Source organism: Bartonella sp. AA97HXZ (assembly GCF_042196985.1).
Taxonomy (GTDB): Bacteria; Pseudomonadota; Alphaproteobacteria; order Rhizobiales; family Rhizobiaceae; genus Bartonella.
In genome coordinates this window covers 1-20,705 of record NZ_JBHIRC010000011.1, presented here as the reverse complement: position 1 = coordinate 20,705, position 20,705 = coordinate 1, and the positions used below count along the sequence as shown (strand labels likewise).

At 38.1% G+C, this 20,705-nt stretch carries 12 protein-coding genes and 1 pseudogene; 7 read left to right on the top strand and 6 right to left on the bottom strand.

Annotated features, from left to right (window positions below; translation table 11 throughout):
• Window positions 1-162 precede the first annotated feature (162 nt).
• From ACFINE_RS07055 to ACFINE_RS07030, 6 genes are all read left to right on the top strand, one after another.
• A complete protein-coding gene (locus tag ACFINE_RS07055) occupies window positions 163-2,127 on the top strand; it encodes a BID domain-containing T4SS effector (protein WP_375621523.1) in 1,965 nt (654 codons plus the stop codon).
• Between the two features lie 316 nt (window positions 2,128-2,443).
• Window positions 2,444-5,689, top strand: a complete 3,246-nt coding sequence (locus ACFINE_RS07050) for a BID domain-containing T4SS effector (protein ID WP_375621522.1) — start codon at window positions 2,444-2,446, stop codon at window positions 5,687-5,689.
• Window positions 5,690-6,478: 789 nt separating this feature from the next.
• Window positions 6,479-8,050, top strand: coding sequence for a murein biosynthesis integral membrane protein MurJ (gene murJ / locus ACFINE_RS07045; RefSeq protein WP_375621521.1), 1,572 nt, complete (start codon window positions 6,479-6,481; stop codon window positions 8,048-8,050).
• A gap of 60 nt (window positions 8,051-8,110) precedes the next feature.
• Entirely contained in the window at window positions 8,111-9,181 is a 1,071-nt protein-coding gene (trpS, locus tag ACFINE_RS07040) for a tryptophan--tRNA ligase (RefSeq protein WP_375621520.1), read from the top strand.
• A 62-nt stretch (window positions 9,182-9,243) separates the two neighbouring features.
• Window positions 9,244-9,735, top strand: coding sequence for a universal stress protein (locus tag ACFINE_RS07035; protein ID WP_375621519.1), 492 nt, complete (start codon window positions 9,244-9,246; stop codon window positions 9,733-9,735).
• 59 nt (window positions 9,736-9,794) lie between these two features.
• Window positions 9,795-10,373, top strand: coding sequence for a NifU family protein (locus ACFINE_RS07030; protein ID WP_375612176.1), 579 nt, complete (start codon window positions 9,795-9,797; stop codon window positions 10,371-10,373).
• Between the two features lie 448 nt (window positions 10,374-10,821).
• Here ACFINE_RS07030 and ACFINE_RS07025 read toward each other — a convergent pair.
• The 3 genes and pseudogenes from ACFINE_RS07025 to ACFINE_RS07015 all read right to left on the bottom strand — a co-directional run.
• Window positions 10,822-10,902: pseudogene (locus tag ACFINE_RS07025) on the bottom strand (DUF4102 domain-containing protein); the annotation flags it as partial.
• An 876-nt stretch (window positions 10,903-11,778) separates the two neighbouring features.
• Entirely contained in the window at window positions 11,779-12,114 is a 336-nt protein-coding gene (locus tag ACFINE_RS07020) for a zinc ribbon domain-containing protein YjdM (protein WP_375621518.1), read from the bottom strand.
• A gap of 1,076 nt (window positions 12,115-13,190) precedes the next feature.
• Entirely contained in the window at window positions 13,191-14,819 is a 1,629-nt protein-coding gene (locus ACFINE_RS07015) for an alpha-D-glucose phosphate-specific phosphoglucomutase (RefSeq protein ID WP_375621517.1), read from the bottom strand.
• Window positions 14,820-15,036: 217 nt separating this feature from the next.
• Here ACFINE_RS07015 and ACFINE_RS07010 point away from each other — a divergent pair, with 217 nt between their 5' ends.
• Window positions 15,037-15,561 (top strand): peroxiredoxin, encoded by a 525-nt coding sequence (locus ACFINE_RS07010; RefSeq protein ID WP_375621555.1) that lies wholly within the window; start codon window positions 15,037-15,039, stop codon window positions 15,559-15,561.
• 877 nt (window positions 15,562-16,438) lie between these two features.
• Here the strand turns inward: ACFINE_RS07010 and ACFINE_RS07005 are convergent.
• The 3 genes from ACFINE_RS07005 to pyrF all read right to left on the bottom strand — a co-directional run bounded on the left by ACFINE_RS07005 (window position 16,439) and on the right by pyrF (window position 20,240).
• A complete protein-coding gene (locus ACFINE_RS07005) occupies window positions 16,439-16,972 on the bottom strand; it encodes a replication protein (protein ID WP_375621516.1) in 534 nt (177 codons plus the stop codon).
• Window positions 16,973-17,561: 589 nt separating this feature from the next.
• Window positions 17,562-19,046, bottom strand: coding sequence for a histidine--tRNA ligase (hisS, locus tag ACFINE_RS07000; protein ID WP_375621515.1), 1,485 nt, complete (start codon window positions 19,044-19,046; stop codon window positions 17,562-17,564).
• 348 nt (window positions 19,047-19,394) lie between these two features.
• Entirely contained in the window at window positions 19,395-20,240 is an 846-nt protein-coding gene (pyrF, locus tag ACFINE_RS06995) for an orotidine-5'-phosphate decarboxylase (RefSeq protein WP_375621514.1), read from the bottom strand.
• Window positions 20,241-20,705 lie beyond the last annotated feature (465 nt).

Here is a 20,705-nt window from a genome sequence, read left to right as displayed (position 1 = left end):
TGATTATGATCTGAACCATAAGAGTCAAATCGTGCGAGACCATTCAGTTTCATATCCTCTCTCATAAAAGCAAATGAAAAAGCATAAAAACAGAATAAAAACCAACGTACATTTTTAAATAGTATTTAAAAACAATATTGGAAGAGTTTGAAAGGAACATGCATGAAAAAAAGAAATCCCTCCCCTTTTATCACCGAAATGATGGAAAAATTTCAACAACCGGCTGAACAATCCCCCACCAGAACCCCTCCTTCCCAAGTTTCTCAAAGTTTGCCAAAACCAACTGTACAAAAACGCCCAGAAAATTTATCACACCACCCAAAAGTTGCTCCACCACCACCCCCTCGTATGAAAAGCCCAATGCAAACCAGCACAATGCCTCCTAACGCCAAAAACCAAGAGACGCCTCCCCCACAAAAAAAAGCAGCTCCACCAAAACCTCCGCGCGTAAAAGAGAGACAACAACATAAACAAACAGTTCAAGAGTCCCCCTCCCTACAGACAAAAGTGGCTCCACCCCCTCCTCCACGCATGAGAGAAAAAGCACAAACCGGCACAACAATCTCCCACTCAAAAAACCAAGAAAGCTCCTCCACACACACAAAAGCAGCTCCACAAAGACCCCCACGTGCAAAAGAGAGGCAACAACATAAACCAACAGTTCAAGAGTCCCCCTCCCTACAAACAAAAGTGGCTCCGCCCCCTCCTCCACGCATGAGAGAAAGAGCACAAATCGGCACAAAAATCACCAGCTCACAAATCCAAGAACATTCCTCTCCGCACACAAAAGCAGCTCCACAAAGACCTCCACGCGCAAAAGATAAGCAACAAAACAAAACAACAGCTCAAGAGGGAGAACATCTCTATGCAACGCCTGCTCCGCAAACACCCCCACGCATGAGAGACAGAGTGCAAAACGGCACAAAAATCCAAAATCCTGAAACACACGAACCAAGTGTTAGACCCAAAACACCATCACATATGAAAGTCAGGCAGCAAAGCAGTTCATCATCACAAGACAGTGGAACATATGCCATCCCGCCTTCAAGAAAATCGCACCGTATGGAAAACAGAAAACAAAGCGATACTGTCGTCCAAAAGCCTGCCTCTCCACACACAGCAATTGAACAACCAAAACCGTCTCACGAACAAAAACCATCTATTAATACAATGGAAAGAGAGCTATTGCTCGTAGCATATCAAGAAGAGATACGATTTTTGTGCAAAAAGGTTTATGGCGACCGACTTATTTTAGAAGAAAAAATTGCAGAAATTAAAGAAAACCCTGATATGGGAGAACAACTCTTATGGGATGTTACAGAACAGCCTAAGTCTATTTCTAAGCTTGCTGGTAGAAAAGTTCTTGGCATAAAAAATCATGCGCGCAAACAAGCTGAAGAAGCCCTTCCCACCCTATGTGCTGCCATTAACGGTTATGTGTATACTTCAAAATATACAAAAAGTGAAAATATTTTACAAGGTTCTCACACGGAACAACAACATCAGCGACAAGCACAAGAGGAAGAGCTAACAAATCAACATTTACAAAATCCACTCAATTCAGAAAAGAAAATAAAGCCTCTCTCAAATGAGGAAATTGCCCGCAGAGTTCAAAAAGATCCATCGGTTCAATATGGTCAAAGAGAGATCCAATATTGGTGCCAAATTGTTTATAAGGATCCATTTATTTTGCAATATAGACTAGAAGATATGCACAAAATTCCAGAGATGGGAGAAGAGCTTGTATTTCAAATTGAAAAGGATTCTACATCTTTTGCTCCACTTGCTGGTAGAAAAAACCTTGGCGTAAAAAACGGAGCACGCAAAGCTGCTGAAGAAAATCTTCCTACCCTTTGTACCGCCATTAAGGATTATGCTGATACGATAAAACAGTTAAGAGAAACCATTGTGCAAAACCATCAGGAAGAACAACAAAAACGTCATCAACCACTTACCGATCTCGATAAAAAATTACAAAAGCAGCAAAGCTTATCGCAGCCCCCAAAGCTGCCTGAACGCTCAACAGCAAAGCGGCATCAAGAAGTTGCAGCAACTTCTAGACAAGAAGACCAGCCGCATGTTCGACCGCGCAGAGCCGAAACATCAAAAGCAATGGCTTTGTCGTGATAAATCTCCTAATTGTTGGCTTTTTATCCAAAACTTTGGTGCAATTATCTTGCCAAGATTGCACCAAAGACGGTGTATGAAATACAGAAATTTTTGAATAAGACACCCCATTATTTTACAGAATTCATTGATAAAATTTCACGATAATACTTCAAAATTATAAACTTTAACTTTGTTACATGCGAATAAGATCAATTTTTTCAATCATTCAAATAGGCATTCTTCTTTGAAGAAAACGCTATGAAAATAATATAAGGCAAAAAATGTAAACAAAGAAGATTTCAAAAATAATGTTACCATTTGAAAGGAAATATGCATGAAAGAAAACACAGAACATTGTGCCTCCTCTACACAGGAAGAATTGCAAGAACAACACTCTGTAATTAATGCAGCCATTTCAAAGCAAATCAATGAAGAAGCGCAAAATTTTTTCTACCCCAATAGCAAAGTGCTTAAAAATAAATACCGCATCAAAGATAAAGAAATATTAAAAGAATGCTGTTCTAATGATGTAAAAAAAGAAATGATAAAACTGCACCAAGAACCTCTACCAGAGCAGTTTAATGCCTCTTATCTAAAATACCTTCATCAACGCCTCTTTTCCCATGCATTTGAATGGGCCGGACAAACACGCGAAAAGCCTTTTACATTTGAAGATGGCACTGTTGCTTCTATGCCCATTTTGAAAAGAAAAGAATTTACAAAAACTTTTGCGATTGGCAGAAAAATACAGGAGGGACTAGAAAAGTTAGATAAAACGCTTGCTGAAAAGAATAATTTACAAGGCTTAACGCGCGAAGAATTCGTTGAACAAGCAGCTAGTATAATGATAGATTTGCACCACTTGCATCCTTTCAGAGAGGGCAATAGGCGCACAAAGAGACTGTTTGTTGAAAAACTCTCTCAAGCAGCAGGACATGAGCTAGACTTTTCTCTTGTGAGCAAAAAACGTAAAGACTTTGTCCGCGCCGCTGCCATGGAACATGGCAACCCAGAGCCTATGAAGCATCTGCTTGAAGATATCTCAAATCCAGAAAAATTGCTCCTCTTACGAGAATTCACCAACTCTATGAGAGAGCTTGGATTGGATGAAAAAAATTATCATCTCGCTGTCGTTGCAAAAGAAGGAGAAACCTATCATGGTACCTATAGAGGCAGTGGACCCAATGGCTTCATGCTTGATGCCAACGGGATTTTCATCTTGGGAAATAAAAAAGATCTCACCCCAGAGCAAATACAGACATTAAAAATCGGTGATGCCCTCTCCTTTACAGCACAAAAAGTTCAAAACCCAGAAAAAACCCAGCAAAAAACATTGCTTCCAGAAGAAAAAGAAGAAAAAAGAGCCACTCTTAAAAACGATGAAATAACTGAAAAGAGCAAAGACAACGCATCCATTCAAACAAAGAAAAAAGAACAAGCCCATTTTTCACCGTGTATTGCCCCTCATGCTTTACATGACAGCGTTAAAGTTATGCCCCAAAGTTTGCAAGAACAAGAAAAAGAACAAATGGCACAACCAATTGCTCAATCGGCTTCCGCTATGAGGCAAATGCAAAAAGATTTTCAAAAAAACATTTTACAGAGCAGTAATACAGCGACAAATAATCCAATATCTGTCAAAATGACAAAGGAAACACGCTCTGATCATCAAGAAAGAACAAAACAGCCCCCAAAAAAAGCAATGGCATACTGGGATACTGGTACAAGAAAAACGGACACCGTCCCTCTCACCTTACAGGAGAAATTATCATCACCGCCTGAAACCGAAGAAAATAAGACAATACATCGTAATTTCTTTTATCCCAATAGTATCACCTTAAAGAATAAATATGGAATAAAAGACTATGGAAAATTAAAAGTGCAATGTGCCCATGATACAACAAAAGCAATCATTCATCTGCGCCAAGAAGCGCCACCACAAAAACTAACCTCCACATATCTCCAATATATTCATCACACCCTATTTAAAAATACTTTTGAATGGGCCGGACAAACACGCGAAAAACCATTTACATTTGAAGATGGTACCGTTGCTTATATGCCAATGATGAAAAAAGCTGGTATTTCTTTTGCCTCAGCAAAACAGATACAGGAGGGTCTAGACAATTTAGATAAAACACTTGCTGAAACGAATAGTTTAAAAGGCTTAACCCGCGAAACATTTATTGAACATGTCACTGAAATGTTGATACAACTCAACTATACGCATCCTTTCAGAGAAGGTAATGGACGCACACAACGAATGTTTTTTGAAAAACTTGGGCAAGTTGCTGGCCACACACTCGACTTTTCTCTTGTAACAGAAAAACGCATGAATCTTGCCAGCATTGCATCGCTAAAACATAAAGATAAAGAAGAAATGAAACATCTGCTTGAGGATATCTCAAATCCAGAAAAAATACTTATTTTAAAAGAATTCATGGACAGTATGAAACATATCGGGCTTGAGAGTATTCATCATCATCTTATTATAACAGCAAAAGAAGGTCATACCTATAAAGGCTTTTACAGAGGCAGTGGACCCAATAGCTTTATGCTTGATGCTAACGGAACTTTCATCTTGGGAAATAAAAAAGATCTCACCCCAGAGCAAATACAGACATTAAAAATCGGTGACGCCCTCTCCTTTACAGCACCAAAAATTCAAAACCAGCAAGAAGTGCTTATCCCCGCACAAACAATAGCCCCCCTTACCAACAATGAAATTGCCACAAGGATAAAAAACAACGTTTCCATTCAAGCAAGAAGAAAAGAAATAGAAACTTTGTGCCAAATCATTTATGGCAATCGTCATATTTTGCGGGAAAGAATTGAGATGATCCATGAAAATCATACTGAAGGAGAACAACTCACCTATCAAATTACCACCTCTCCCCAATCGATTTCTAAGCTTTCTGGTAGCAATGTATTTGGCATAAAAAACAACGCGCGCGCCCATGCTGAAGAAAATATTTTGCCCCTCTGTAGAGCCATTGATCGTTATATCAATATTTCTAAACAAACAGAAAGAGACATTCTCCATACCCATCATGTAAAACAAAGGCGGTGTGAACAGTCGGTAGAAATGCCTAAGGCTTGGATGAAAAATCTCCTTTCCTTGTCAAAAGCACAACAGCAAGAAATGTTATCAAACTCTCCTGAATTAAGGGGGGAGATAAGGACTTATATCAAAAAAATCAATGAGCGCTTATCTTCAAACGAGCATGAAGTTATAAAAGAAAATAATCCTGAAAGACTTGCGAAGAGTCTTGGCACATCAACCATTAAAGCAAAAGAGATTATGGAAATAATCAAGCAGATAAAAGAGATAGAACCGCATATACAACCCATGTATTTTTATAACCATAAATTCGATGAGCGCTTCGCACCAAACCAGTATCAATCTATCCAGCATCAATCTATAAAGAAAAACAATGAAAAAAAATGTTCCAACACCCTTGATAAAGAAGCAATTAAAGTGCAAAAAATGACAGAAAACGTCAATCAGAGTCCCAAAAGACAAGAAAATATTCAACCTCACAAAACGGCGCACACAAAAGCAACGGCAATGAATGTCTAAAAGGTTCATAAACTTTAACTTTTTCGCCCCCTCTGGTAAAAATGATAGCCTTTATCCCCTTGCCTTCATCGGCAAATCAATCGCACCTCAACGAGAATGGAAACCATGAGAGAGCAACTTTATCTTATTTTCTCAGATTTTATCCTCATCAACTGTGAAAAGAAACCTGAACAAGAAAAATGCTGTTGAAAGATCATGTCTTCCTATCCTCTTGTTTATGTAATCTCTAAAATGGGAAGGCAGCCACATTTGGGGAGAACATAAAGCCGTAAAAGTGAAAAGTAATCACCAGTTTTACCATCACCTTTTAGCTTAGCCTTACGACTTTTTAAAACATCTAAAGCGCTGTTTTTTTTTAAATAATGAATAAATAATGGAAATTACGTATTGCTCCACGCTTTTATTTTATTTGCATTCTTTTAATAGGGGCACACCCCTCACATAAAACAGAACGGCATTGGGTTGCACTATTCACGACATCACACCATAAAGAGAAATTATCATTATATATCCCTACATGTCTCTTCAAACTGTTATGATATCACTCCCATATTTCAGTTTGAAAAAGAAATTTTAATTATTTTATGGCAACAATAAAAATTTTAATGCAACAGTAAACAAGGAGCATAAAAAAGTCTTCAAGCACCATTGTTGACAGAAAGATAAACACCGTCGTAAAACGCTTTCAAAAAGTATCCTTGATTAGGATAGAGATCAGATTTTTACGATTTAAAACGCTTTATTTCTCCTGTCATCGCTTCTCTTTTACAACAAAGTTGATATATCTTTATGACATTGATTAAAAAAATTGCAACAGTTGCTTCCGGAACCCTCATGAGCCGTATTTTTGGCTTCGTACGCGAAATGCTTATGGCAGCAGCACTAGGAACTGGTCCTGTTTCTGATGCGTTTAATGCTGCTTTCCGTTTTCCCAACACATTCCGCCGTTTTTTTGCTGAAGGTGCCTTTAATGCTGCTTTCATTCCTCTTTTTGCCAAAAAAATCACTGAAGATGGTCACGAAACGGCATGCAAGTTTGCAGAAGAGGTGTTTGGCGTTCTCTTTTCACTGCTCTTACTGTTAACGATTGCGATGGAACTCAGTATGCCTTTTTTGGTACGAACCATTATTGCTCCAGGTTTTACCGAAGATGCAACAAAGCTTAACGCCACAATTCATTTTACGGCGATCATGTTTCCCTATTTAACCTGCATGTCGCTTGCTGCCATGATGGGGGGCATGCTTAATGCACTGCGACGCTATTTTATTGCCGCCATTGCCCCACTCTTTTTAAACATTATTCTGATTGGTGTGCTTGCCTATGCTTGGATCTATAAACTTGACGCTTGGCATATCGGTTTAAATCTCTCTTGGGGTGTATTGGCAGCAGGTCTTATTCAACTCACCTTAATTGCCCTTGCTTTGCGTCAAAGTGGCATGAAAATTTCCTTCCGCCAGCCCCATTTAAGTCCTAATGTTCGTAAGCTATTAACTTTAGCATTCCCCGCAGCCATTACGGGTGGCATCACGCAAATTAATTTGCTTATTAATACCAATATTGCTTCTAGTCAATCGGGTGCTGTCTCTTCTTTGATGTATGCTGATCGTCTTTATCAATTGCCTTTAGGCGTAATCGCCATTGCCGTTGCAACCGTTCTTTTACCAGAATTAACACGCGCTTTGCGAAGTAAAAAGCATGAAGAAACCCACCATTTACAAAACCGCTCTATTGAATTAACGCTATTTTTAACACTTCCAGCATCCATCGCTTTTTTGCTGCTCTCCACTCCCATAGTCAGTTTGCTCTTTGAGCGAGGACAATTTACCAGTCAATCAACACACCATGTTGCACAATTACTAGAGCTTTATGGACTAGGACTTCCAGCTTTTGTTCTTATTAAGGTCTTTATTCCTAATTTTTTTGCCCATGAAGATACCAAAACACCGATGATTTTTACAGGTATTTGCGTTTTTATCAATATCGGTCTCGCCTTAACATTATTTCCTATTCTATCTGCACGAGGCATTGTTATTGCTGAAATTACCTCTGGATGGGTCAACACACTGTTGCTTTGGGGGGTCCTTATCAAACGCGGTTATTGGAAATACGACTTCCAACTGATAAAGCGAATATTATGTCTCATGATGGCAACTCTTTTGAGTGCACTAGCCCTCTATTACGGATTGAATGTGCTTGGTTTTTTGTCTTTTCCTTTATCCTCACAAGCATCCTTTTTCTTGCGCGCGATCACCTTAGTAGGGATTATGCTCGGCATATTCTTGATCTATTTTAGTGCCTATTTTTTATTCAACACCCGTTCCTTTTTTCACACGCTTAAAAATTTGAAAAAACGCTCATAATATCTATACTTTGTCAAAAACAATAAAATGAATAACCTTAATTGAAGAAAGAGCACTCCTATGGATACCTTCACACCACTTGTCTTTTCCGGCGTACAACCGAGTGGTCACTTACATCTTGGCAATTATCTTGGAGCCATTCAGCATTGGGTTGAACTACAAAACTTTCATCACTGTCTCTATTGTGTTGTGGATATGCATGCGCTCACCGTCAACCCAGATCCCCTTACTTTACGCGAATCCACCAGAACAGTGACAGCAGCCTTTTTAGCCGCCGGTATCGATCCTCAAAAACATATTATTTTTAATCAATCACGTGTTTTTCAACATGCTGAACTCGCCTGGATTTTAAATTGTGTTGCCCGCATTGGCTGGCTTCAACGCATGACACAATTTAAAGATAAAGCGGGAAAAGATCGTGAAAAAGCATCCCTCGGGCTTTTTGCCTATCCCACTTTGATGGCTGCTGATATTTTAGTCTATCGTGCAACGCATGTTCCAGTGGGTGAAGATCAAAAACAGCATGTTGAACTCACACGCGATATTGCACAAAAATTTAACAACGACTATGCACAGCGTATTGCCGAATTAAATTTTGGCGTCTCTATGCAAACGGATGAAGAAAAAAGACAAGGCTTTTTTCCCCTCCCAGAGGCGCTTATTGGAACAACAGCCACACGCGTTATGTCTTTGCGCGATGGGACGAAAAAAATGTCAAAATCAGATCCTTCAGATTTTTCACGCATTAATTTGACCGATGACGCTGATCTTATCGCAAAAAAAATACGCAAAGCCAAAACGGATTCGGCTCCACTTCCCGATACCCTTGCCGCTTTAAAAGAACGACCAGAAGTAGATAACCTGCTTGGTATTTATGCCGCCTTTGCCAAAGTTAGCAAAGAAAAGATTCTTTTAGAATTTTCTGGTCAACAATTTTCGTATTTTAAAACAGCTCTAGCCGACCTTGCCGTCCATAAGCTTGCCCCTATAACAGAGGAGTTACGTCGCCTTCATCAAGAAAATGATTATATCGACTCTGTTTTGCATGATGGCGCTAAACGTGCTAGTATGCTCGCAGAAGAAAATATGAAAAAAATTCGTGAAATTATTGGATTTTTGCACGATACATAAAAATAATAAAACTAAAAACTGTAGAGAGCAAAAAAATCGTTTGTACAAAATAGAGAAAGTGCATGATTTCCAAACCCCAAAATCCGAAAAAAAAACCAAAGAAAAAAAACTTAGTTATTATCGATGAAACACCAGAGTGTCGGCGTGCCGTTGCGTTTGCCGCACAGCATGCCCAAAATACCAGTAGAACATTGGTATTACTTTGTGTCGTTGATAGTGCAGAATTTCAACATTTTCTGGGTGTAAACAACGTTATGCGTACAGAATCAAAGCAAAGTGCTCATAAAATATTAGGAGACATTGCCAGTGAAGTCCGCACCACCCATGCGCTTGAAACAGAAATAGTAGTGCGTGAAGGAAAAAAAATTGATGAGATTTCTAAACTGATCGACGAAGATAAAAGGATTGCACTGATTGTTTTAGCAGCCAGTGGACATACAGAAGGACCAGGACCCCTTGTTCAATTAATCGGGAATAAAGGAACAGCTTTTTCAATCCCTGTCATTGTTATTCCTAGCAATCTTGCCGATGAAGATATTAGATCTATTGCCTAAAAAATATAATATTCTACAATGTAAGATCTTCCCAATCCTTCATTATAAAAGGAGAATTTATGTTTATTCAAACTGAAACCACCCCAAACCCTGCAACACTTAAATTCTTGCCAGGACGCGTGGTTCTTTCTGAGGGAGTATTAGAATTTCGTGACCGTGAAGAAGCAGCTAAAAACTCACCTTTAGCGGCTAAACTATTTAATATTCCCAATATCAATGGTGTTTTTTTAGGCTATGATTTTATCACCGTAAGCAAAAAAGAAGGAGAATGGCAACATCTCAAGCCCGTCATTTTAGGCACAATCATGGAACATTTTCTATCCAATGAGCCAGTGATCACCACCAACGCTACAACACAAGCACAAACCCATGCCCTTAACGAAGAATTTTATGACGAAAAAGATGCTGATATTGTCTTAACCATTAAAGAGCTCCTTGAAACACGTATCCGCCCCGCAGTTGCCAACGATGGTGGAGACATTACTTTTCGCGGATTTGAAAATGGTATTGTTTATCTCAATATGCGCGGCTCCTGCGCTGGATGTCCCTCTTCAACAGCAACACTCAAACATGGTATTGAAAATCTTTTACGTCATTTTATCCCTGAAGTTTTAGGCGTTGAAGCCATGCCACAATAAATATTGACCTCAATAGGTAAAATAACCACACCGATTGCCCCTCTTCAACAGCGCTCAAACATGGAGTGCAAAAATCTTACGTCATTTTATTCCTGAAATTTTCGAAGTAAGCCATGCAGTCATAAAAATAGAGTACTGTTACAAAAATCTGTCCAATAATGATACCTTCACTCACCTTTCACCTCCACATATGCCTTAAAAAGATTTCAAAGCCCCCTTTAAGAAGCATAAGTTATTTCAACAAACCAATCGTACACAGAAGTACAATGTATGGGTGTGCACTTTAAATTTATTTTATCTCATAATCTTGTCATGCAATTTTAACGAGGAAAACACGACCTCGTTACAAAAAAAGAAAACCCAAAAAAGAAAACATTGTACGATAGAGTGCTCATTTGCTCTATCTTTCTCAGTGCTTCCAACGACAAATCACGCAAAATACTTCTTGTAGCAAGCCGGCACCATCATCATATCTGCCAGCCCCTAATGATGCGACAGCTCTTTCATTAAGACGATTCATAAGAGTCATTTTTAATCCTTTCTTTCCTCATTTTTACCCACACGCCAGCCCCGCGTGTGGTGTGCAAGCAAGTGATTTTAATTGATTCAACATGGAACAGATTTGAAATGAGAGAATCCCACGTTATTCGGGGTTCTAATTCAATATGAATAACGCTAATTTATTATTATAAATCAATATGTTGTTTCAGCCACTCGACAAAGATCACATTTTGCAACTTGCAATGAGAATTCTGACATTCTTCTTATTTCAATTATGTTTTTATTGCATCAATCAAAATCGTCCGCTTACACAGCACAAACTGGATAATAACAAAAACTATTTTTAATAGCTCTTATGTACACTTTTATAAGAGACTGTTGCAGTACTAAGAGCTGGAAAATGCATGGCAATAAGACCTTATCAAGATCATAGCGTCCTTTTTCCATTCTTAAAATCAAGAATTTCCTCTATCATTTTCAATCTCATTTCCATAAATATGACGCAAAAGGTGTAACTACCCATAAAAAATAAATACATTGAAGCCAGATCTATTATGGTTGTTTGAGAAATTATCTGATAAAAAAAATGAGAATATTTTTTCAATTCAGCAGGAATAAGTTTGTCTACTTTACGGTATTGTTCTTCTCATAAAGCGCATACTTTTATTGTTGCTTATGAGTCAACATCCTGTCCCCTCATAACCGCATATTAAAAGAAAAGACAGAGTCGCTATTTCTCTGCTATACATGGACTTACACTAAAGGAAAACATATTGCTTTTATCTGATTGGTGTAATCTATGAAACAAGAAAAGAAGCCACTGGAGAAAAATATGCCCAATTAGAGAAGAATGTAAAAATAGAAAACCAACGAAATCCAAAAACAATTGCAAGAGGACAAATGCTTAAACTTTTTTCACAAACTCCGACTTTAAACTCATCTGACCAATCCCTGGAATTTTGCAATCAATATTATGATCTCCATCCACCAAGCGAATATTCTTTACCTTCGTCCCCCCTTTTAAAACAGATGAAGCGCCTTTTACTTTCAGATCTTTTATCACTATAATGGTATCTCCGTTTGTTAAAATCTGACCATTGGCATCATAAACAGTATTGGCAAGAACCGTATCATCGTTTTTTTGTGGCCATTCATGTGCGCATTCAGGACACACAAAATTTTCACCATCTTCATAAGTATAAAGACAATCACAACGAGGACATTTGGGATATTGGGTCATAAATTCCCCTTTTTTAGAAAAAACATTCATTATGACTGGTCATAAAGCAAGAAGTGCTTATTGTCCATTATTTTAGAAAAATGTTTCCCTTTGTTTCAATCCTCATCTGCCAACTGTGTTCATGAATACTATCATCACATACTATACACAAGTTTATAAAAATGATTGATCATTATACAACTCAAATAAGCCCCCCGCATATCATAAAATTTACGCACTTCATTCTCTCTAATAAATTAATCAAAATCATTTTCTTATACATCACCAATGCAATTAACGAATGGATAACAAAACAATTAGAAAAGGAACATCTCTGAATAAAACGTTCTCAGAGAGCTAAAAACTATTGCAGCATTGAGAAACAAGAAAATGATGTCCCCAACTTAACCTTTTATTTAAGTAAAGATAACAGTCATAATGTTAGAGAACAGACTGATTTATGATCATAGTTAATGGTTTTGTATATTGAATGAGAGCCGATAAATAAGCTGAGATTCTCTCAACCCCTTTTACATTGAAACAACCAAAGCCTTTTGTTTGCATGTTACAAGTAGGAAAATCCGTGTAACACGATTATCCAAAATACTAAACACTCTCAAATATAAGAGCCAACATTGAAAGCGGGCAAAGTGAATGATGGTGCCGTCTTACTCTCTCATAAGCGTAAAAATGATGCTGCTCAATGGATGGCCGGTTATACCTTTCAAAGCAACACGCATAAGATGCGTTTTTAGCGTCTTGAGAGAGAAGCTTCTTTAAAACAAACATATGAAATGTGCAACAATGATCGTATGTTGTTTTGCATGAGAAACATTCCCCTATTAAACAAAAATTTCTATCAAGCCATTGAGCAAACCCATTGGACATAAATGCTCCGATTATGCTCGATTATAATTTCCTACAGCATTTAGTTTTAAGAATCCGGCAGTTTGAGGAATCCGATTGATATGTAAGGGAAGAAAAAACAAAGAGAGCTTGAAAATGGAAGATCTCCCTTATGCACATAAAATCACACCCCTAAAATCACACCCATGTGATCAATCATCATACCTTTACAAAAAAACATTCCAATGATCTTAGGTGATAATATCAGGGTGATCTCTCCCCAATGCTTGTTGTATGTTTAACAGTTTTAATGCCACCTGTTGCAAAGGTTTAAGAACATCTTGCGGATTAAAATTGTGTTTGCGCGGATCACTTTCATATTGTTCAAAATAAAGTCGTAAAGTAGCACCTAGCGTCCCTGTTCCCGACAAACGAACCACCAACCGTGCGCCATTCTCGAAAAAAATACGGATACCTTGCTGCGTACTAACGCTCTGATCAACGGGATCACGATACGTAAAATCATCTGCTTTTTTGACGAAAAATCCAGCAATTTCGGTTCCTTCTTGTGGTAAATGCCCACGCAAATGCTCTATAAGTGCCAAGGCTTTGTCTGCTTCGACTTCTTCATAATCATGCCGTAACGTGTAAAAACGCCCATAGGTGTGCCAATGCTGTTGAACAATTTGTGCGACAGTTTTTTTTGTTACCGCTAAAAGATTTAACCAAAATAGGACAGCCCATAAACCATCTTTTTCGCGGATGTGATGAGAGCCCGTTCCAAAGCTTTCTTCACCACAAAAGGTTACTTTTCCTGCATCCAAAAGGGTTCCAAAAAACTTCCATCCCGTTGGCGTTTCAAAAAAGTTTAGTCCTTTTTTTTCCGCAACCAGATCAGCAGCACGCCCCGTCGGCATAGAGCGCGCTATCCCCACAACACCTTTCCGATATCCTTTAATGAGATGTGCATGTTCAGCCATAATAGCCAAAGAATCCGAAGGCGAGACAAATTGTTGACGACCAATAATGAGGTTACGGTCTCCATCACCATCAGAGGCTGCGCCAAGATCTGGTCCTTGCTCTGACATCAATAAATCATAAAGAGCCTTGGCGTAAACCAAATTGGGATCTGGATGACCGCCTCCAAAATCTGGCAAAGGAATACCATTAACCACCGTCCCTTCAGAAAATCCTAAGCATTTTTCAAAAATTTCATGGGCATAAGGCCCTGTTACTGCATGCATGGCATCAAACCGTAAAGTAAGACCTCGAGCAACAGCCTTGGCAATACAGTCAAAATCAAAAAGCTCCTGCATCAAAGCAACATAATCAGTGACAGGATCAATAATATCAATCCGCATGGCTCCTATAAAGGTTGTACCTTGCCTATCTAAATCAACATCTGGTGCTTCAAAAATTTTATAACAGGAAAGACGTTGCGATGTTGCAAAAATAGCATCACATAAAGAATTAGGAGCGGGGCCCCCATTAGAAATATTATATTTAATACCACAATCTCCCCCTGGACCACCAGGATTATGGCTTGCAGAAAGAATAAGTCCACCATGAGCATGAGTTTTACGAATAAGATGCGAAACAGCAGGTGTAGAAAGAATACCGCCCCTTCCCATTTTAACACAAAAAACACCATGCGCCGCCGCCATCTTCAACACAATCTGAAGAAGAGTACGATTAAAAGTGCGCCCATCCCCCCCAAGAATCAACAGTTTTCCTTCAAGAGGCCCAATGTTATCAAAAAGAGACTGTATAAAGTTTTCTACATAATGGGGTTGTTGAAAAACAGACACTTTTTTGCGCAAACCAGACGTTCCCGGTTTTTGCCCCTCAAAAGCCGTGGTTAAAACTGTCTTTATGGTCATATCAATACCTTTATATTCTTTCCTATAATTTTAAGGTGAAGAGTATCCAAAGTCGACCATTAATTCTACTTGACGGAAGTGTGAAATATTTGCACACTCGTTAGAAGTAAGAATTTTTAAAGAAGCCCTTTTGTTTAAAACGCTTTTTGCCATATGTTTTTAAATACGAAGGCTGTTTTAAAACAAAATTTTCGTAAAAGAAGACAGGAGCATCATGATGATGAAAAAAACAGTTCCCAATGTAACATTCCACACACGCGTACGCGATGAATCAATGGCTGGAGACAATCCTTATCGGTGGCAAGAAGTTAACAGCGATGCTTACTTTAAAGGAAAGCGTGTTATTCTTTTTTCTCTTCCTGGAGCTTTTACCCCTACTTGCTCAACCTTTCAGCTGCCTGATTTTGAAAAACTCTATGATGAATTTAAACAAGCGGGTATTGATGAAATTTATTGTCTTTCCGTCAATGATGCTTTTGTCATGAATGCTTGGGGAAAAGCACAAAATATCAAAAATGTGAAATTAATTCCCGATGGCTCTGGTGAATTCACGCGCAAAATGGGTATGCTGGTTGCAAAAGACAATGTTGGTTTTGGCATGCGATCATGGCGCTATGCAGCTGTTATTAATGATGGTGTGGTTGAACAATGGTTCGAAGAAGCAGGTTTTTCAGATAATTGTGCAACAGATCCTTATGAAGTTTCTTCACCACAACATGTTTTAAAAGCCTTGAAAAGCTAATTCCCCCAATCGTCTATTTAAACAAAATTTTACGACACAAATCTCCCTCCTCAGGGAATTTGTGTCGTTTACTTTTTGCAACCTCTATTCGTGAAAACAGACACGATAAGTTGATTGTGCGCCTTCTGTGAGAAAATATTCCAACAATAATTTTTCAATAAATCTTTCATGTTTTAACGGCTTTGCAAAAGCTTGGAAAATTGCCGATGAAAAATCCCGTTGTAGCGCTAAAAAATCAAAGAGTTAAAAGCTGTTGCACGCTATCAAAAAATAGGGATGCAATTGCCAAATGCGCAAATTCATGCAAAAACTCTCTCGGAAACATCAAGGACTAACGTATTGATGAAATATGCAAGATCAATGCTAAATTTCTCATACTGAGAAAAACTTTGTGTCGAATAATAATTTGATTTATAAAGATAATTTATAATTTTGCATATTGAATGAGAGGAGCCGAATATCATAAGATTGTTTTATTTTATCCCTTCTTATATTGAATCCCTTAAAACTATTTTCTTGCTCATTAGCAAGTGGGATTGGCATATGAATAAACGATTAAAAAGAGTAAAAATACCTCTCGTAAACGCTCTAAAATACAAGAGGTATGAACATCAAGACTGCAAAGTTCACAAAAGTATCAAGAAAGAAAATACAGATCAAAGATTTGTTTGAAGAGGTGCACACTTCAAATTGACTTATGTCTCATAAAAAGAAGAAAATATGGCATAAAAACTGCTCTGCATAAAGAACCATTCATGGAGAATATTAAATCAAAACAAATCCCGAAAACATTCCAATTCACATACCATAAACAGACTCATTGCTGTTCTCATAGCCATTTATTCTAAGCTTTTATTTTTCTCTAAGAGAAAAACGGTTAAAGGAGTTGTTTATTCGGGTATTCTACCGTAAAGTGTGTTTCTATCTCTTCCTCTTCATCGAACTCAAAATCTTCATCACATTCAGGAAGACCAAAAATATCTGGATTGATGAAATAACAATCTTTTTTTGTTCCCTTCGCTACAATTTTATTTGTTTCTAATTCTTTGATACCTTCTTTAAAACTTTCAAAATTAAGATATTCTGGTTCTTGAATTAAAAGATCGCAAGTCAAAAATTCTTCAAGAATATCATGATCCAATGTTATCTGATCAAACCATAAATCCACATCATCCCCCTCATCTAACATTTTCCCTACCTGCCACAACATCACAAAAAATGCTTTCATACCACTAAATGATAACCCAAAAATCATACGCCGACACGACGAGGCGCCTGAAAAGGTAATTTGCGGAAGATCTTCAAATCCGAAATTTGAAGGAGGAAGTTTAAATGATTTTCCAATATTCTCAGGTCTTTCAAGAATAAAGGGATTTCGTTCATAGAGCAGAGTAAAATCATATTGGACCATTTTCATTTCTCCGTTAAAGAATTGACTTTATGAAAAATGCATATTATCAGTATGTTACCATTATGGCAGCTTACAATTCATCCAAACATGCTCCTGTAAAAAATTGTTCGATTTAAGTCATTCCATTGTTATTTGAAGCTTAAAAAGTCTTTTAGGATAAAACGCTCTAGTTCTCCCTCCTTTTGCAATAAGGCTAAATTTTGTAATGTCCAAGAAGAGAACATCAAAGGATTTTATACTCATAGATGAGAATTCAAAGATGAAGCCAATATGAACTTGTCAATATTTTTATAAACTTTTGGGAAAGCGTTGCGTGAAACCTTTTAATTTTCTCAGAGTTTTTGTTCGTTACAATTTTTTTGCTCATTTTAACGCATTATCATCGCATCCTCAGAAGGGCACGTTTTATAGCAAATAGCGCTTATTTATCTCTTAAAAAATCTCTCTTTTATGCCGCACACACTTCAAAACCGCGCTTTTGAACGCGTGCACCAACACGTATAAACGAGCAAAGCACAAATTTTAAAAATTGAATTTCAAATTTCCAAAATATTTCGAACAATCACTTTGATAAAGACTTTTACCATTATCATTTTTGGGTGGCTAAAATATCCTGTACTGTTTTGACCAATTGATCTTCATCAACCGTCACTTGTGCTGGTCGACTTTCACGCCATGTTTGATTATCCTTAATTTCATAAGACAAACGCGCCCCTTCAATCAAATCTTTAATCTGTATTTTTCCGCTCTCACGTTCTTGTGAGCCTTGGATAACCACACAAGGCGCTTGGCGTCGATCTGCATATTTCATCTGCGCTTTTATCCCCGATGCCCCCAAATAGAGCTCAGCACGAATTCCCGCACCACGCAACTGCATCACCATTTTTTGATAACCAGCAACCGCCTCTGGCTCTTTATCCATCATCAGCACCACAACCGGCCCTGTTGTCTCCTTCATAGGCAACTTTTCAAGATTTTGCAAAGCAGCGATCAAACGCGAGACCCCGATTGAAAAACCTGTTGCTGGAATGTTTTCACCACGAAAGCGTGCCACCAATCCATCATAGCGCCCACCACCACCAACGGAGCCAAAAACAACTTTCTGCCCATCATCATTGAAAACATCAAAAAGCAACGTAGCCTCAAAAACAGGACCTGTATAATAATCCAGTCCACGCACCACCGATGGATCAATCTTGATACGATTCTGAAAGCCATTTGCGGCAAAAATTGCTTGCATTTCCTCAAGCTCACGAATTCCCTCACGCCCTTGAACATGATCACCAACCACTTCTTTAAGAGCCTCAAGCGTTTCTTCTGCTGTTTCAGCTCCAGCAGCAGTTAAGGTAAGAATACACTCAATCTCTTTATCCTTAAGCTCCGCCCCTTTTGTAAAGTCACCACTTTCATCCAAACGCCCTTTTCCCAAAAGCAAACGCACCCCTTCAGAACCAAATTTATCCAGTTTATCAATTGCTCTTAAGACAGTTAAGCGCTTTTCAACCTGCTCATTTCCCCCCAAACCAATTTTCTCTAAAACGCAATCGAGAATTTTTCTGTTGTTCAGACGAATGGCATATTCATGATGCTGAAACCCTAGTTTTTCCAAACTATCGGCTGCCATCATACAAATTTCGGCATCAGCTGCTACCGTTGGTGTTCCAACAATATCCGCATCAAACTGCATAAATTGCCGAAACCGCCCTGGACCTGGTTTTTCATTGCGAAAAACAAAGCCAAGACGATAACTGCGATAAGGCTTTGGCAAAACTTCAAAATTCTCGGCAAAATAACGAGCAAGAGGCGCGGTAAGATCATAGCGCAAAGACATCCATTGCTCATCATCATCTTGTAGCGAAAAAACGCCCGCATTTGGACGATCTGAATCCGGTAAAAACTTACCCAGCACATCTGTATATTCAAAAATTGGAGTTTCTAGCGCTTCAAAACCGTAAAGTTCATAAACTTCACGAATTTGCGCAATCATTGTTTCAGTTGCATACAACTGTGCACTTGTACGATCAACAAACCCACGGGGTAAACGGGCTTTGGTTTTTTCTTGTTTTGATGACATGTTTTTCTCTAACAACAATATATATTCACCGATAACGTGTATCTATCTTATAGAAACAAACGCTGCAATAACTTTATCAACTGGAAACTGGTAACAATATGCATAAGCTTTTGCTTTTAAAAGATGCAAACCTTTACCCTTAAGGCAATCTACTGAAAATATTTGCATTTTCAATAAGAACATAGCCCCCGCTCAATATGAAATGTCCGCTTAACATTCAATGAAAAGACATCTGTGCTTGTTGAAAGAAACCTCAAAGCGACAGTTGATTCTTGATAAATCGGAAGCATCCCCCTCAAAACCCCTCCCTCTCAGAATTCTTCAGATTTATTACAGATGCAAAAATCCTCAAGACATCAGTGTGCTTTGCGCTTGTTCTGCAAAATGATTGATAACATTTTTTAAATCAACAATATTTCGTCCAGCATCTGTAATAGAGCGTGATACAGAGGGAATAACATTCTGCAAAAGTCTTTGTGGAAATTGATTTGCTAGTTGTGTCATTGTTCCACCTTGAGCGCCAATACCCGGAACGAGAAACAGACTATTGTTTAACTGCTCAATTGTGTCTTTTGATTCAGATCCTAATGTCGCTCCTATAACCGCACCTATGGGGCCAATATTATGATGAATAACCGAAGACTGACTATTATAATCACAAATACACTGTGCAAGATGAAGAGAGAGTGTCTGATCACCAATAAGGGCATTTCGTATTTGTTTCCCCTCTGGATTAGAAGACTGAACAACCACAAAAACCCCTGCTCCTGTTTCTTCTGCAACCTTTATCAGAGGAATAAGAGCATCAAAACCCAAAAAAGGATTAACTGTCATGGCATCCACCTTGAACGCACTACTTGGACCAAGCCAAGCCTTACCATAGGCTTCAGCAGTAGAGCCAATATCCCCCCTTTTTGCATCCGCCAGAACCAATATGCCTTGTTCGTGTGCATTTTCAATCAGTTCTTTGAGAGCTTGAAGACCTTCCACACCATATAATTCAAAAAATGCGACTTGCGGCTTTATAATACCTACTTTACCAACAACTGCTGTTAAGAGAATATCACAAAAATCTTTTAGACCTTTATAATCAAAGCTTAGTTTCCACGATTGCAAAACTTTATGGCTCGGATCAAATCCAATACAAAGAGGTCCATAGATTTCACGATTTTTAAAAAAAGTTGAACGAAACATTTTATATCCTAACAAGGTCTCTCTTTAAACTTTTTGATACAATCAAAAAGAAAAGCATTTGTCAAAAGAATACAATAGCGCAAACACAAAGAAAGAGCTCTCTATACAAAATGTGCTTTTATTTATGAAACATAAATATATTCCCATTCGTAACGCTTATCATATGTTTATCGACCAAGACGTTGTCATGAGATAAAAATTCAAATTTATGAAAGAATATAAACAAAACAGCATCTATATTATAATGACCTCATAAAGCCCTATAGGCATGCCTTGTCGTTTTCACCCCCCTTTTTTATGATCAACAAAAACTCTCTATGAACGCGCTTTAAACAAAAGTTTCAAAAGAAAATGCCCCACCATGATGATCTCGATCTTAACTTTAGATTTTTCCTATTCCTTTTTAGCTGCTCTATATCCCTTTTGGAACATAATTAGCAAAAAGGCATTGTATCTCCAGCATAT

Bases quoted from the DNA above. Each gene is read 5' to 3' on its own strand.
- ACFINE_RS07055 (WP_375621523.1), top strand. From the start codon at position 163: ATGAAAAAAAGAAATCCCTCCCCTTTTATCACCGAAATGATGGAAAAA.
- ACFINE_RS07050 (WP_375621522.1), top strand. From the start codon at position 2,444: ATGAAAGAAAACACAGAACATTGTGCCTCCTCTACACAGGAAGAATTG.
- murJ (WP_375621521.1), top strand. From the start codon at position 6,479: ATGACATTGATTAAAAAAATTGCAACAGTTGCTTCCGGAACCCTCATG.
- trpS (WP_375621520.1), top strand. From the start codon at position 8,111: ATGGATACCTTCACACCACTTGTCTTTTCCGGCGTACAACCGAGTGGT.
- ACFINE_RS07035 (WP_375621519.1), top strand. From the start codon at position 9,244: ATGATTTCCAAACCCCAAAATCCGAAAAAAAAACCAAAGAAAAAAAAC.
- ACFINE_RS07030 (WP_375612176.1), top strand. From the start codon at position 9,795: ATGTTTATTCAAACTGAAACCACCCCAAACCCTGCAACACTTAAATTC.
- ACFINE_RS07020 (WP_375621518.1), bottom strand. From the start codon at position 12,114: ATGACCCAATATCCCAAATGTCCTCGTTGTGATTGTCTTTATACTTAT.
- ACFINE_RS07015 (WP_375621517.1), bottom strand. From the start codon at position 14,819: ATGACCATAAAGACAGTTTTAACCACGGCTTTTGAGGGGCAAAAACCG.
- ACFINE_RS07010 (WP_375621555.1), top strand. From the start codon at position 15,037: ATGATGAAAAAAACAGTTCCCAATGTAACATTCCACACACGCGTACGC.
- ACFINE_RS07005 (WP_375621516.1), bottom strand. From the start codon at position 16,972: ATGGTCCAATATGATTTTACTCTGCTCTATGAACGAAATCCCTTTATT.
- hisS (WP_375621515.1), bottom strand. From the start codon at position 19,046: ATGTCATCAAAACAAGAAAAAACCAAAGCCCGTTTACCCCGTGGGTTT.
- pyrF (WP_375621514.1), bottom strand. From the start codon at position 20,240: ATGTTTCGTTCAACTTTTTTTAAAAATCGTGAAATCTATGGACCTCTT.